Source organism: Paraburkholderia kururiensis (assembly GCF_034424375.1).
Taxonomy (GTDB): Bacteria; Pseudomonadota; Gammaproteobacteria; order Burkholderiales; family Burkholderiaceae; genus Paraburkholderia; species Paraburkholderia kururiensis_A.
Genome location: NZ_CP139965.1, coordinates 1,165,206 through 1,178,619, shown reverse-complemented (window position 1 = coordinate 1,178,619; position 13,414 = coordinate 1,165,206). Strand labels below are relative to the sequence as shown.

The following is a 13,414-nucleotide window of genomic DNA, read 5'->3' as shown; positions in this document are numbered from 1 at the left end:
AAACTATTTGGTTTATAGACGACTTTTTCAGCAAAAGTAAAGCGCGCACACTGCGTCCCGTCTTCATCGAAGCCAGGACCGCACACCATGCCTCTCGCCCTCCTCGCGCTCACGCTCAGCGCGTTTGCCATCGGCACCACCGAGTTCGTCATCGTCGGGCTGATTCCCACCATTGCGTCCGACCTCGGCATCGGCCTGCCCTCCGCCGGTCTGCTCGTGAGCCTGTATGCGCTCAGCGTGGCCGTGGGCGCGCCGGTGCTCACCGCGCTCACAGGACGCGTGCCGCGCAAGCTGCTGCTCGCGGGGCTCATGGCGCTCTTCACGATCGGCAACCTCGTTGCGTGGCGCGCGCCCAGTTACGAGTCGCTGATCGTGGCACGCGTGCTGACCGGCCTCGCGCACGGCGTGTTCTTTTCCGTGGGCTCGATCATCGCCACCACGCTCGTGCCGAAAGAGAAGGCGGCCAGCGCCATCGCCACCATGTTCAGCGGCATGACGGTCGCCTTCGTCGCGGGCATTCCGCTCGGCACGTTCATTGGTCAGCATTTCGGCTGGCGCGCGACGTTCCTCGTCGTCGCCGGATTCGGGCTGATCGCGTTGCTCGGCGCGGTGGCCTTCGTTCCGCGACAACTCGCGCATGCGCGTCCTGCCGGATTGCTCCAGCAATTCCGCGTGCTGGGCCAGCCGCGTCTCGCGCTCGTCTATGCCATGACCGCGGTGGGCTACGGCGGCTCGCTGATCGCGTTCACGTTCATGGCGCCGTTGCTCGAACAGATCACGGGCTTCACGCCGGCCGAAGTCAGCCTCGTGCTCGTGGCCTATGGCGTTTCCGTCGCGGCAGGCAACCTGTGGGGCGGCAGGCTGGCCGACCGCGTCGGCCCCGTGAAGGCGCTCAAGCGCATCTTCCTGCTGCTCGCCGCGGTGCTGTTCGCCCTCACCTTCACGCTGCACAACCCGTGGCTCGCCGTGCTCACCATGCTGTGCTGGGGCGCCGTGGCGTTCGGCAACGTGCCGGGTCTGCAGGTGTACGTCGTCAAGCAGGCGCGCCATTTCGCGCCCGAGGCCGCCGACGTGGCATCGGGCTTCAACATCGCCGCGTTCAATCTGGGCGTGGCGGGCGGGTCGTCGCTGGGCGGCTTGATCGTCGCGCACATCGGCCTTGCGCACACGCCGTGGATTGCCGCTGTCGTGACGCTCGGCGCCTTCGCGCTCACGGCGCTGAGCGGCCGCCTCGACCAGCGCGCAGGCTTGCCTGAACGCACGGCCGAACCCGTGGCCGTCGCTCACTGACCCGCACCGACCCGCATTAATCCGTTTAGCCCATCCCGCCCATCGTGGAGAACATCTTGAACAACGCGAACGTTGATCCCCTCTTCCAGCCGCTCCAGCTTGGCGAACTGACGCTGCCCAACCGCATCGTCATGCCGCCGATGACGCGCTCGCGCGCAAGCCAGCCCGGCGACGAGGCCAACCCCCTGATGGCCGAATACTACGCACAGCGCGCCGGCGCCGGGCTCATCGTGAGCGAGGGCACCTACATCGCGCCGCTCGGCAAGGGTTACGCATGGACACCCGGCATCCATACGCCGTCGCAGATCGACGGATGGCGCACGGTGACGAACGCGGTCCACCGCAAAGGCGGGCGCATCTTCGCGCAACTGTGGCACGTGGGCCGCCTGAGCCACACGAGCCTGCTGGGCGGCCGGCAGCCCGTGTCGTCGTCGCCGCTTCAGGCGAAGGGCGTGAACGTGTTCATCGCGGGCGAAGGCGATGCGCCGGGCTTCGTCCAGGCGTCCGAGCCGCGCGCGCTCGGCGTCGACGAAATTCGCGAAATCGTGAACCAGTACCGCACCGCCGCACGCAACGCGATGCAGGCCGGCTTCGACGGCGTCGAGCTGCACGCGGCGAACGGCTACCTCGTCAACCAGTTCATCGATTCGAACGCCAACACGCGCACCGATCAATACGGCGGCTCGCTCGACAACCGCCTGCGCTTTCTGGACGAAGTGGCGCGCGCGCTCGTCGAAGGCACCGGCGACACGCGCCGCGTGGGCATCCGGCTCGCGCCGCTCACCACGCTCAACGGCTGCGAAGACGCCGACCCGCAGACCACCTACCTCGCCGCGGCCAGACGGCTCGACGAGATCGGCGTGGGCTACGTCCATATTGCCGAAGCCGACTGGGACGACGCACCGCACATGCCGCTCGAATTCAAACGTGCACTGCGTGCCGCCTACTCGGGCGTGCTGATCTACGCCGGCAAGTACACGGGCGAACGTGCGCGCGACGCCATCGCGTCGGGCTGGGCCGACCTCATCGCATTCGGCCGCCCCTTCGTCGCGAACCCGGACCTCGTGCAGCGCCTGCGCCTCGGCGCGCCGCTCGCGCCGCACCATCGCGAAACGCTGTTCGGCGGCGGCGCGAAAGGGCTCACGGACTATCCGGCGCTCGAGGAAGCCGCCAGCTGAACGCAGCGCACGCGCGCCCACGCCGCCGCATTACGCGCGGCATGCTGTGGTTTGCCATGACAAAACCCCTGCGGCGACGGTGGTACATTAGCTGCCTGAACTCGAAAGCATGGGCGCGCGTGGGGTCGTACTCTCACGCGCCGCCGCCATAAGCGTCCGGCGTGCGTCCCGGTTCGACGGTATCCGGTCTCACCTGTCACGGCCGCGGGTCACGGACTCAGGAGACGACAATGAACGTGCCAATGGACGTGCGCCAGCGCGATCACATCGAAACCGTGGTCCTCGCGACCACCGGCCAGTCGCCGGCCGCCGCGCGCATGCACGACGCCATCATCCGCAGTTCGTGGCAACGGTGCGTGCATCAGTACGGGCTCGACCCCACCCGCATGCAGGAAGCGCGCATCGTGCCGCAGACGCGGCTGCGCGAGCATCAGCAGCGTATCGACGACTTCGCGCGCATCGCCCGCTACGGCCTTGAAAGCCTCTACGGCCAGGTGGCGCAGATGGGCTACGTCGTGCTGCTCACCGATGCCGACGGCGTCACCGTCGACTACCTGGGCGATGCCGCCGCCGACGCCGGCCTGCGCCGCGCGGGCCTTTATCTCGGCGCCGAATGGAGCGAGAACGGCGCGGGCACGTGCGCGGTGGGCACGGCGCTCGCAACGGGCCAGGCCTTGACCGTGCATCAGGCCGATCACTTCGATGCCACGCACATTCCGCTCACCTGCACTGCCGCGCCGCTCTTCGACTCGCGTGGCCAGCTCAACGCCATCCTCGACATTTCCGCGCTCAGCTCGCCGCAGGCGAAGGACAGCCAGATGCTCGCGCTGTACCTCGTGCGCACCTACGCGAGCCGGATCGAAGACGCCTATTTCCTGCGCCGGCATCGGCAGGACTGGATTCTCAAGCTGAGCCCGGCCTCCGAATTCATCGACGTCAATCCCGAGTACCTGATCGCGCTCGACGCCGACGGCTGCATCGTGGGCCACAACCATCGCACGCTGCACATGCTGACGGCCGAGCCGGGCGTGGCGGCCATGGGCTCCGGCACGGGGGCAATGGGCACGCCCTTGCTGGGCATGCGATTCGACACGCTGTTCGACGCGCGCCCCGAGGAACTGGGCCGCTTCGTCTATTCGCGGCCCAGCGAGCAGCGCATCGTGCGCCTGAACCGAAGCGGACGAATGCTCTATCTGAGCGTCATGCCGCCGATGCTGCGCCTGCCGGCCTGCACGCCGCAGAGCGTGGCCGCACCGATCCCCGCCGAACTGGCCGCGCTGTGCGGCGGCGATGCGGCTCTGCAACAGCAATTGCAGCGCGCCGCGCGGCTCGTCGACGCGCCCATCAATCTGCTCATCAACGGCGAAACGGGCAGCGGCAAGGAGTATCTCGCGCGCGCGTTGCATCGGGCGAGCGCGCGCCGGGATGGGCCGTTCATCGCCGTGAACTGCGCGGCGATTCCCGAAACGCTGATCGAGAGCGAACTGTTCGGGCACCTGCCCAACAGCTTCTCCGGTGCGGGACCGAAGGCGCGGCGCGGCCTGATCCAGGAAGCCGACGGCGGCACGCTGTTCCTCGACGAAATCGGCGACATGCCGCGAGAACTGCAATCGCGCCTGCTGCGCGTGCTGGCCGAAGGCGAGGTGCTGGCGGTCGGCGCGTCGCGTCCGGTCAAGGTGAACGTGCGCGTGATTTCGGCGACCCACCATCCGCTCGATCAGCTGATCAGCGGCGGCGGCTTCCGCGAAGACCTCTATTACCGGCTCAACGGCGCGCGGCTCGTGTTGCCGCCGCTGCGCGAGCGCAGCGACCTCGACTGGCTCGTGGAGAAGTTTCTCGCGGTGCCCGAGGGCGAGCCAGGCTTCACGCTCTCGGAGGCAGCCCGCGCACAATTGCGCCGGCACCGCTGGCCGGGCAATCTGCGTGAACTGCGTAACGCGCTCGAATACGCGCGCGCCGTGTGCAGCGGCCGGCATATCGAGGCAAGCGATCTGCCTGAAGGCATCGGTGGGCCGTCTGCGCTGGCTGCATCTACCGCAGCTTCGAGCGAGAGCGCCTGGCTTGCCGACGAATACGCCGCAGCGGGTTCGACACCACCGCGGCCCCATCCCGCGCAGGAACAGGAAGCTGCGCCGCAACCGCGCGCGCTGCCGCCCGAAGCCACGCTGCTGTTACAGCATCTGCGCGCGTGCGGCTGGAACCTGAGCGCTGTCGCGCGCCAGCTCGGCATGAGCCGCATGACGCTGTACCGCCGCATGGCGCGTTACGGCATCCAGTCGCCCAACCGCAGCGACAGCGTCGCCGCCGGGCCAACGCAAACCCACGTGCGCCCCCGCGCAAGCTGACGGCGCGAGGCTCGCCGGGCACCTCGATACGCCTGTCTACCGCGATGCACGTGATGCTGTGACACCTGTCTCGGGCACCTCGCTCGTTCGTCTCTTTCGCCTGCCTTTTTTCGGGGTAATCCCGTAAATCTCGCGCCTTGCCGGCCGGGATTCGCGTTGGCATACCTGTTGCAGATACGCCTGTCAGTACAAACAGACAGGAGACAGGCATGCGCGAACCCGCCCCGGTTCGGCCGCAAGCGGTGGGCATCATCGCCAACCCGGTGTCGGCTCGCGACATCCGGCGCGTCGTGGCGAATGCCAACAGTCTGCAACTGGCGGACCGCGTCAACATCGTGCTGCGCGCGATGGCCGCGCTCGGCGCATGCGGCGTAGCGCGGGTGCTGATGATGCCGGACCGCGAGGGGCTGCGGCCCATGCTGGAGCGGCATCTGGCCCGCGAACGCGCGGCCTCGGGCAGCACGCACGCCTGGCCCCAGTTGGAGTGGCTCGCCATGCCCACGACGGCGCGCGTCGACGACACGTTTCTCGCCGCACGCCTGCTGCGCGAAGCGCAGGTCGCGGCCATCGTCGTGCTGGGCGGCGACGGCACGCACCGCGCGGTGGTACGCGAGTGCGGGCAGGTGCCCATCGCGGGGCTTTCCACCGGCACCAACAACGCGTATCCCGAACTGCGCGAGGCCACGCTTGCGGGCCTCGCAGTGGGTCTCTACGCCACGGGCCGCATCGCGCCCGATATCGCGCTTGTCTACAACAAGCGGCTCGACGTGACGCTCCATGCGGCGAGAGGCGCGGTACGTCACGACATCGCGTTGGTGGACGTGGCCATCGCGCACGAGCACTACATCGGCGCGAAGGCGCTATGGCGCACCGATTCGCTCGCGGCCGTCTACATGGCGTTTGCCGATCCTGAAGCGATCGGCCTGTCGTCCATTGGCGGCATGCTCGCGCCCGTCGGTCGCCGCGAACCGGGCGGCCTGCATGTCGAAGTGGCGCCGCATGATTCGCGCGCGCCGTCCTCCGAATCCGAAGCAGCCCCACCGCTCTTTCATCTGCACGCCGCCATTGCGCCCGGCCTGCTGCAGCCTGTGCCCATCCATGGCTGGCATCGCCTCAAAGACGGCGAGCCGGTACGCGTGCGCCAACGCTCGGGCGTGGTCGCGCTGGACGGCGAACGCGAGATCACGTTCGGCCCCGACGACCGCCTCACGATCACGCTGCGCGAACGCGCCTTCCGTTCCGTCGACGTCGCCCAATGCCTGCTCCATGCCGCCACGCACGGCTTGCTGCGCGCGCCGCCGTTCGCATCCGCGCTGGCATCTCTGCCTTTTCCCTCGCAACAGTGAAACCAAACCGACCAAGGAGACAGCATGACTGCGAAACCTTCCCTGCCGTTGCAGCGCAAAGAACTGCTCGACTGCTACCGCAGGATGCGCACCATCCGCGACTTCGAAGAGCGCCTGCACGTGGACTTCTCGCGCGGCGACATTCCGGGCTTCGTCCACCTCTATGCCGGCGAAGAGGCCGCGGGCGTGGGCATTCTGCATCACCTGCACGACGGCGACCGCATCGCCAGCACGCACCGCGGCCACGGGCACTGCATCGCCAAAGGCGTGGACGTGATCGGCATGATGAAAGAGATCTACGGCAAGACCGGCGGCTCGTGCAACGGCAAGGGCGGGTCCATGCATATCGCGGATCTTTCCAAGGGCATGATGGGCGCCAACGGCATTCTGGGCGCGGGCGCGCCGCTCATCTGCGGCGCGGCGCTCGCCGCCAAATTCCGCGGCAAGGGCGAAGTGGGCATCACCTTCGCGGGCGACGGCGCGTCGAACCAGGGCACGTTCCTCGAGAGCCTGAACCTCGCGGCTGTGTGGAATCTGCCTGTCATCTTCGTCATCGAAAACAACGGCTACGCCGAGGCCACCTCGCGCGACTACGCCACGGCGGTGGACAGCTACGTCGATCGCGCCGCGGGCTTCGGCATTCCGGGCGTGACCGTGGACGGCACCGACTTCTTCGCCGTGCACGAAGCTGCGGGCGAAGTGATTCGCCGCGCGCGCGAAGGCGGTGGGCCGTCGCTGCTCGAATGCAAGATGGTGCGCTTCTACGGCCACTTCGAAGGCGATGCGCAAACCTATCGCGCGCCCGGCGAACTCGACAACATTCGCGCCCACCGCGACTGCCTGAAGATTTTCGCGGCGCGCGTGACCGAAGCCGGCGTGCTCACGCAGGGCGAACTGGACGACGTCGACCGCGAGGTGGCCGCGCTCATCGAGCGCGCGGTGCAGGAAGCGAAGGCGGCGCCGCAGCCGCAACCCGCCGACCTGCTCACCGACGTCTACGTGAAGTACTGACCCGCCCGTTCAATGAACGCAACGAACGCGACGAACACAACGAACGCGACCCATCACAGGACAACCGCATCATGGCCCGCAAACTCAGCATGAAGATGGCGATCAACGAAGCCATCGACCAGGAAATGACCCGCGACCCGAGCGTGATCATGCTCGGCGAAGACATTGTCGGCGGCGCCGGCGCCGAAGGCGAAAAGGACGCCTGGGGCGGCGTGCTCGGCGTCACGAAAGGCCTCTACGCAAAGCACGGCGACCGCCTGCTCGACACACCGTTGAGCGAAAGCGCCTACGTGGGCGCAGCGATCGGCGCCGCGGCGTGCGGCATGCGTCCCATCGCCGAACTCATGTTCATCGACTTCATGGGCGTGTGCTTCGACCAGATCTTCAATCAGGCAGCCAAGTTCCGCTACATGTTCGGCGGCAAGGCGGAGACGCCGGTGGTGATCCGCTGCATGGTGGGCGCGGGCTTTCGCGCCGCCGCGCAGCACTCGCAGATGCTCACGCCGCTCTTCACGCACATCCCTGGCCTGAAGGTGGTGTGCCCCAGCACGCCGTACGACACCAAGGGCCTGCTGATCCAGTCCATTCGCGACAACGACCCGGTGATCTTCTGCGAGCACAAGAACCTCTACGGCTTCGAAGGCGACGTGCCCGAGAACTCGTACGCCATTCCGTTCGGCGAGGCCAACGTGGTGCGCGACGGCAAGCATGTGTCCATCGTGACCTACGGGCTGATGGTGCATCGCGCACTGGATGCGGCTGCGGCGCTCGCGAAGGAAGGCATCGAGGCCGAAGTGATCGACCTGCGCACGCTTTCGCCGCTCGACATCGACACGGTGCTCGAGTCCGTGGAGAACACGGGGCACCTCGTCGTGGTGGACGAAGCGAGCCCGCGCTGCAACATCGCGACCGATATCTCGGCGCAGGTCGCGCAGCAGATCTTCAAGGCACTGAAGGGGCCCATCGAAATGGTCGCGCCGCCGCACGTGCCTGTGCCGTTCTCTCCGGCACTCGAAGACCTGTATATCCCGAGCAGCGCGCAGATTGCCGAAGCGGCGCGCCGCACTGTCGGTTACGCGAATGGCAAGAGCCAGGGAGGAAACCGCTGATGGCCGGTCAGATCATTCCCATCGTCATGCCCAAGTGGGGCCTCGAAATGCGCGAAGGCACCGTGCAGGACTGGCTCGTGAAAGAAGGCAAACGCATCGAAGTGGGCGAAGCGCTGGTGGACGTGGACACCGACAAGATCTCCAACGCCGTCGAAGCCGCCGACGCCGGACTGCTGCGCCGCATCGTCGCGCAAAGCGGCGAGACATTGCCGGTGAAGGCGCTGCTCGCGGTGCTGGCGGACAACGACGTGAGCGACGCCGAGATCGACGCCTACATCGCGGCGTACGAGGTGCCCGCTGCGGACAGCGACGACGAAGACGCCGGCCCGCAGTTCCAATACGCGGACGTGGACGGCATCCGCGTGCGCTACGCGAAGCGCGGACCGGAGCACGGCACGCCGGTGCTCTTCATTCACGGCTTCGGCGGCGACCTCAACAACTGGCTCTTCAACCTGGACGCGGTGGCGGAGAAGCACCCGGTCATCGCGCTCGATCTGCCGGGACACGGTCAGAGCGAGGCGAAGCTGCCGGGCGCGTCCATCGCCGCGCTCGCCGACTTCGTCCTGAAGTTCCTGCGCGCCGCCGACGTGAACGGCCCCGCGCATCTGGTCGGCCATTCGATGGGCGGCGCCATCGCCATCCAGATGGCTGCCGCGGCGCCGGGGCAGGTCGCGAGCCTCGCGCTCGTCAGCCCCGCGGGTCTCGATACCGCGATCAACAGCGGCTATACCGACGGCTTCGTTCAGGCGCAGTCGCGCCGCGAGTTGAAGCCCGTACTCGAGCAGCTGTTCGCCAACCCGGAGCTGGTGAACCGCCAGATGATCGACGACATGCTGAAGTTCAAGCGCATGGATGGCGTCGAGCCGTTGCTCGCGGAACTGGGCGCGGCGTTGTTCGCGAACGGCAGGCAGTCGGCCGTGCTCGCGGACGAGCTCGAACAATTCGGCAAGCCCGTGCTCGTGTTCTGGGGCAAAGAAGATCAGGTGATCCCTTCGACCCAGGCGAACAAGGCGCCGTCGAGCGCGCAAGTGGTGCTGTTCGACGCCACCGGCCACATGGCGATGCTCGAAAAAGCCAGTGAGGTGAACGCCGCGCTGCAACGGCATCTGGCTGCCGGTTGATGTCTGTCTGGCCGCTTCGAGTGTCGATGCTTCGATGCTCGAGCCCTAACGCTCGTAGCGGCCGAACTCCGTTTTGCTTTTTTCGCCTGCCGCATCACGCCCATACCCGTCGGCGCGTTGCGCGAAGCTGAACGCGCAACGTGCGTCCTCATCTCAAGGAAACCCGTCATGACTTCTTCGACCGCCTCTACCCGCGACACCATGCGCGCCGCCGTCTGGCACGGCCGTCACGACATTCGCGTGGAAACCGTTCCGCTGCCCGCGGCGCCGCCCGAAGGCTGGGTGCAGATTCGCGTGCACTGGTGCGGCATCTGCGGTTCCGACCTGCACGAGTATCTGGCCGGGCCGGTGTTCATTCCCGTCGACACGCCGCATCCGCTCACCGGCATTCAAGGCCAGTGCATCCTGGGGCACGAGTTCTGCGGCGAGATCGCGGCACTGGGCGCGGGCGTGCAGGGCTTCGCCGTGGGCGAGCGCGTAGCCGCCGACGCGTGCCAGCACTGCGGCCACTGCTATTACTGCACGCACGGCATGTACAACATCTGCGAGAACCTCGCGTTCACCGGCTTGATGAACAACGGCGCCTTCGCCGAGCTGGTCAACGTGCCCGCCAATCTGCTCTACAAGCTGCCCGACAACTTCCCCACGGAAGCCGGCGCGCTCATCGAACCGCTGGCCGTGGGCATGCACGCGGTGAAGAAAGCGGGCAACCTGCTTGGAAAGAACGTCGTGGTGGTGGGTGCGGGCACCATCGGCCTGTGCACGATTGCCTGCGCACGCGCGGCGGGCGCGGCGCAGGTGATCGCGCTGGAGATGTCGGCGGCGCGCAAGGCGCGCGCGAAAGCCGTGGGCGCGAGTCACGTGATCGATCCGTCCGCGTGCGACGCGCTGGCCGAAATCCGTCGCGTGACCGGCGGGCTGGGTGCCGACGTGAGCTTCGAATGCATCGGCCACAAGGACACCGCGAAGCTCGCCATCGACACCATCCGCAAGGCGGGCACCTGCGTGATGGTCGGCATTTTCGAAGAGCCGAGCAGCTTCAATTTCTTCGACCTCGTCGCCACGGAGAAGCAGGTGATCGGGTCGCTCGCCTACAACGGCGAATTCGCGGACGTGATCGCGTTCATCGCCGACGGCCGCATCGACGTGACGCCGTTCATCACCGGCCGCATCCAGCTGGAAGACATTGTCGACAAGGGCTTCGAGCAACTGGTCCACCACAAGGAGAACAACGTGAAGATCATCGTCTCGCCGGCTGAACTGATGACGGCGTAACGTGGCGAAGTAACGTCACTCGTCGACGTCACTCCAACCGGCGCCTATGGCCTTCGAACTGATCGATCTTCCCGCCGCCACCGACGACCCGCTCGCCGCCGAACGGGATCTGCTCGCGATGGCGGCCGAAGGCCGCTGTGTGGCGCACCTCTGGCAAGTGCCGCCGTCGCTGGTGGTGCCGCGCAGCTACCAGCGCTTCGACGCGCTGGAGCGTGCACGCGCCGACTTTGCGCAGCGCGGCTGCCCGGTCTTTCTGCGCATGTCGGGCGGCGGGCTCGTGCCGCAGGGGCCGGGCATCGTCAACCTGAGCCTCGCGTATCGCGTGCGCGGCACGGTGGGCGAGCTTTCCGAGACGGTGTACCGGCATCTGTGCGAGATCCTGCGCCACGCGCTCGGCTCGCTCGGCGTGCAGACGCATTGGCAGGCCGTGGAAGGCTCGTTCTGCGACGGCCGCTTCAACCTGGCTTGGGGGCCGCCGCACGACGCCCGCAAGATCGCGGGCACCGCGCAATACTGGCGTCGGCTGGAAGCGGCTTCGCAAACGTCATCGGCACCGCTCAACGTCGTGTTGGCCCACGCGGTGCTGCTCGTGAGCGCCGACCCCGATGAGATCAACGCGCGCGCCAATGCGTTCGAAGACGCCATCGGAAGCGGACGGCACTACCTGCCCGGGCGCGTGGTCAGCGTGCGGCAGGCGCTCGCGGCAACGGGCGGCGCGCTGGGCGAAGACATCGACGATCGCGTCATGGCGGCGCTTCGAGCGCATGTGGAAGCGGCTGAGGCGCCGGGCGCAAGCGCGGGTTGCAATTGAGACACCACGCGAGCCCCACGCTTCACGAAGCGCGTCCCTGCTGCTCCAGCCACGAACGGAACAGCACGACGCGCTCGTCGCCAACCTTGGTGTCCGCAACGTACGTGCAATAGCTGCGCGACGGCAGACGCGGACCGTCGAACGGCGCGACGAGCCGGCCTGCGGCAAGATCGTCGGAGACCAGCGCCGTGGGACCCATCGCGATGCCGATGCCGTCGATGGCCGCCTGCAAGGTCAGATAGAAGTGGTCGAAGGTCAAGGCGGCGGCCGGCCTCAATGCGGGAAGCTGCACGCTTGCCAGCCAGTCGGGCCAAAGCCGCGGAAGGCTCGACGTGTGCAGCAACGTGTGCTGTCGCAAGTCGCCCGGCACGCGCAGCGGCAGCCGCTCCAACAACGCGGGACTACAGACGGGCAACCGCTCCTCGGAAAGAAACGGCCGCATCGAATAGCCGTAGAACGTGTCCGGACCACCCCGGATCACGACGTCGTAGTCCTCTTTCAAGCTCTCCAGCGGCCCGTTCGACGTCTCCACCGCAACCTCCACGTCGGGATGCCCGGCGCGGAATGTCGCGAGCCGCGGCACCAGCCAGCGCAGCGTGAACGTGGCGGGCGCGTTCACCGAGAGCGTGCGCGACACGGTTTCCGGCAGGCCGTATCTCGCCGTCGCCTGCGCGAGCTGCTCGAACAGCGGGCCGACTTTCTCCAGATAGTCCTTCGCTGCGGGCGTGAGCTTTACGCGGCGGTTGTGCCGTTCGAACAGCGGCGCGCCAAGCCACGTTTCGAGCAGCCGCACGTGCTGGCTCACGGCGCCTTGCGTCACGTGCAGCTCCGCGGCGGCTTCCTTGAAGCTGCCGAGGCGCCCCGCTGCCTCGAAGGCGCGCAAGGCGTTGAGCGGCGGCAATACCTTTTTCATCGGCGAGACATCGGCAACGTTATGGCGGGAGTTTTTCTAACGCGACATGGCAATTTATCTGGTTTGTTGCGGGCGGCCAAGATAGATATTCTTTCCCGTGCAGTGCTGGTCCCTCTTCCGCTCCGTTTGCCCGCCTTATCGGCCCGAAATTCAGATGCTCAGTTACACCGGCGGTATCGTGCTCTTTGCAGCGGTGCTCCATGCCAGCTGGAACGCGATGCTGCACGGCAACCGCGACCGGTTCTGGTCCATGACGTGGATGAGCATCGCCATCGCGGCAGTCTCCGCGCTCGTCATCGTGTTCAGTCCGCGGCCGGCCAGCGCCTCGTGGCCCTACATCGTCGCGTCGGGGCTCGTGCACATCTTCTACAACGTGAGCCTCGTGCGCTCGTATCGCCGCAGCGACCTCGCGCTCGCGTATCCCATCGCGCGCGGCTCGTCGCCGCTGCTCGTCACGCTCGGCGCGGCGCTCTTCGCGCATGAAGCGATTGGCCCCTTGCACGCGCTCGGCATCGCGATGGTGTCGGGCGGCATCATCGCCATCGCGTTGCAGGGGCGTCACGTGTCGCGCGCGGGCGCGCTCGCCGCACTCACGACGGGCGCGACCATCGCGGTCTATACGGTGATCGACGGCGTCGGCGTGAGGTTGTCCGACGCAGAGCCGCTTAGCTACACCGCCTGGATGTTCCTGTTCTACGCGCTGATGCCCGTGCTGTTCGTCGCGACGCGCGGGCTCGCGCCGCTTTGGGCGCCCCTACGCGCGGAGCCGCTCTCGGTCGCGTTGTCGCTGGCGGGCGGCCTCGTTTCGATTGCGGCGTACGGCATCGTGATCTGGGCGCTGCAGTCGGGCGCGATGGGCGCGGTGTCGGCGTTGCGCGAGACCAGTGTGGTGTTCGCGGTGCTGATCGGTCGCGTGTTTCTGCGCGAAGCGGTCAGCCCCACGCGCTGGCTTGCCTGCGTGGTCGTCGCGGCCGGCGCGGTGTGTCTGGGGCTTTGACGTCGCAGCCCCGAAACG

The 13,414-nt window shown here is 67.3% G+C and carries 11 protein-coding genes; 10 read left to right on the top strand and 1 reads right to left on the bottom strand.

Going from position 1 to position 13,414, the window contains the following annotated elements:
* Nucleotides 1-87: 87 nt before the first annotated feature.
* The 9 genes from U0042_RS05315 to U0042_RS05275 all read left to right on the top strand — a co-directional run bounded on the left by U0042_RS05315 (nucleotide 88) and on the right by U0042_RS05275 (nucleotide 11,486).
* Nucleotides 88-1,290, top strand: coding sequence for an MFS transporter (locus tag U0042_RS05315; RefSeq protein ID WP_114814429.1), 1,203 nt, complete (start codon nucleotides 88-90; stop codon nucleotides 1,288-1,290).
* Between the two features lie 56 nt (nucleotides 1,291-1,346).
* A complete protein-coding gene (locus tag U0042_RS05310; protein WP_114814502.1) occupies nucleotides 1,347-2,468 on the top strand; it encodes an alkene reductase in 1,122 nt (373 codons plus the stop codon).
* 242 nt (nucleotides 2,469-2,710) lie between these two features.
* Nucleotides 2,711-4,813: a sigma-54-dependent Fis family transcriptional regulator gene (locus U0042_RS05305; RefSeq protein ID WP_114814428.1), complete on the top strand. Its 2,103-nt coding sequence runs from the start codon at nucleotides 2,711-2,713 to the stop codon at nucleotides 4,811-4,813.
* A 209-nt stretch (nucleotides 4,814-5,022) separates the two neighbouring features.
* The gene (locus U0042_RS05300) at nucleotides 5,023-6,159 is read left to right on the top strand and encodes an ATP-NAD kinase family protein (RefSeq protein WP_114814427.1); all 1,137 of its coding nucleotides are present in this window, start codon (nucleotides 5,023-5,025) and stop codon (nucleotides 6,157-6,159) included.
* A 24-nt stretch (nucleotides 6,160-6,183) separates the two neighbouring features.
* Complete coding sequence (locus tag U0042_RS05295) at nucleotides 6,184-7,170, top strand: thiamine pyrophosphate-dependent dehydrogenase E1 component subunit alpha (RefSeq protein ID WP_114814426.1); 987 nt, start codon at nucleotides 6,184-6,186, stop codon at nucleotides 7,168-7,170.
* A gap of 71 nt (nucleotides 7,171-7,241) precedes the next feature.
* Entirely contained in the window at nucleotides 7,242-8,279 is a 1,038-nt protein-coding gene (locus tag U0042_RS05290; RefSeq protein WP_042300439.1) for an alpha-ketoacid dehydrogenase subunit beta, read from the top strand.
* Nucleotides 8,279-9,400 carry an acetoin dehydrogenase dihydrolipoyllysine-residue acetyltransferase subunit gene (locus U0042_RS05285; protein ID WP_114814425.1) on the top strand — a complete coding sequence of 374 codons (1,122 nt, stop codon included), beginning with the start codon at nucleotides 8,279-8,281 and terminating at the stop codon, nucleotides 9,398-9,400. The genes U0042_RS05290 and U0042_RS05285 overlap by 1 nt, the downstream gene beginning before the upstream one ends.
* Before the next feature lie 201 nt (nucleotides 9,401-9,601).
* Nucleotides 9,602-10,675 carry a 2,3-butanediol dehydrogenase gene (locus U0042_RS05280; protein WP_198665406.1) on the top strand — a complete coding sequence of 358 codons (1,074 nt, stop codon included), beginning with the start codon at nucleotides 9,602-9,604 and terminating at the stop codon, nucleotides 10,673-10,675.
* A 46-nt stretch (nucleotides 10,676-10,721) separates the two neighbouring features.
* Nucleotides 10,722-11,486 (top strand): lipoyl protein ligase domain-containing protein, encoded by a 765-nt coding sequence (locus U0042_RS05275; protein WP_114814423.1) that lies wholly within the window; start codon nucleotides 10,722-10,724, stop codon nucleotides 11,484-11,486.
* A gap of 22 nt (nucleotides 11,487-11,508) precedes the next feature.
* Here the strand turns inward: U0042_RS05275 and gcvA are convergent, their stop codons facing one another.
* A complete protein-coding gene (gcvA, locus tag U0042_RS05270) occupies nucleotides 11,509-12,399 on the bottom strand; it encodes a transcriptional regulator GcvA (protein ID WP_114814422.1) in 891 nt (296 codons plus the stop codon).
* Nucleotides 12,400-12,553: 154 nt separating this feature from the next.
* Here gcvA and U0042_RS05265 point away from each other — a divergent pair, with 154 nt between their 5' ends.
* Nucleotides 12,554-13,396 (top strand): DMT family transporter, encoded by an 843-nt coding sequence (locus U0042_RS05265; RefSeq protein WP_114814421.1) that lies wholly within the window; start codon nucleotides 12,554-12,556, stop codon nucleotides 13,394-13,396.
* Nucleotides 13,397-13,414: the final 18 nt, after the last annotated feature.

What these genes read in the sequence shown, in the direction of transcription:
- U0042_RS05315 (WP_114814429.1), top strand. Translation starts at nt 88, where the DNA reads ATGCCTCTCGCCCTCCTCGCGCTCACGCTCAGCGCGTTTGCCATCGGC.
- U0042_RS05305 (WP_114814428.1), top strand. Translation starts at nt 2,711, where the DNA reads ATGGACGTGCGCCAGCGCGATCACATCGAAACCGTGGTCCTCGCGACC.
- U0042_RS05300 (WP_114814427.1), top strand. Translation starts at nt 5,023, where the DNA reads ATGCGCGAACCCGCCCCGGTTCGGCCGCAAGCGGTGGGCATCATCGCC.
- U0042_RS05295 (WP_114814426.1), top strand. Translation starts at nt 6,184, where the DNA reads ATGACTGCGAAACCTTCCCTGCCGTTGCAGCGCAAAGAACTGCTCGAC.
- U0042_RS05290 (WP_042300439.1), top strand. Translation starts at nt 7,242, where the DNA reads ATGGCCCGCAAACTCAGCATGAAGATGGCGATCAACGAAGCCATCGAC.
- U0042_RS05285 (WP_114814425.1), top strand. Translation starts at nt 8,279, where the DNA reads ATGGCCGGTCAGATCATTCCCATCGTCATGCCCAAGTGGGGCCTCGAA.
- U0042_RS05280 (WP_198665406.1), top strand. Translation starts at nt 9,602, where the DNA reads ATGCGCGCCGCCGTCTGGCACGGCCGTCACGACATTCGCGTGGAAACC.
- U0042_RS05275 (WP_114814423.1), top strand. Translation starts at nt 10,722, where the DNA reads ATGGCCTTCGAACTGATCGATCTTCCCGCCGCCACCGACGACCCGCTC.
- gcvA (WP_114814422.1), bottom strand. Translation starts at nt 12,399, where the DNA reads ATGAAAAAGGTATTGCCGCCGCTCAACGCCTTGCGCGCCTTCGAGGCA.
- U0042_RS05265 (WP_114814421.1), top strand. Translation starts at nt 12,554, where the DNA reads ATGCTCAGTTACACCGGCGGTATCGTGCTCTTTGCAGCGGTGCTCCAT.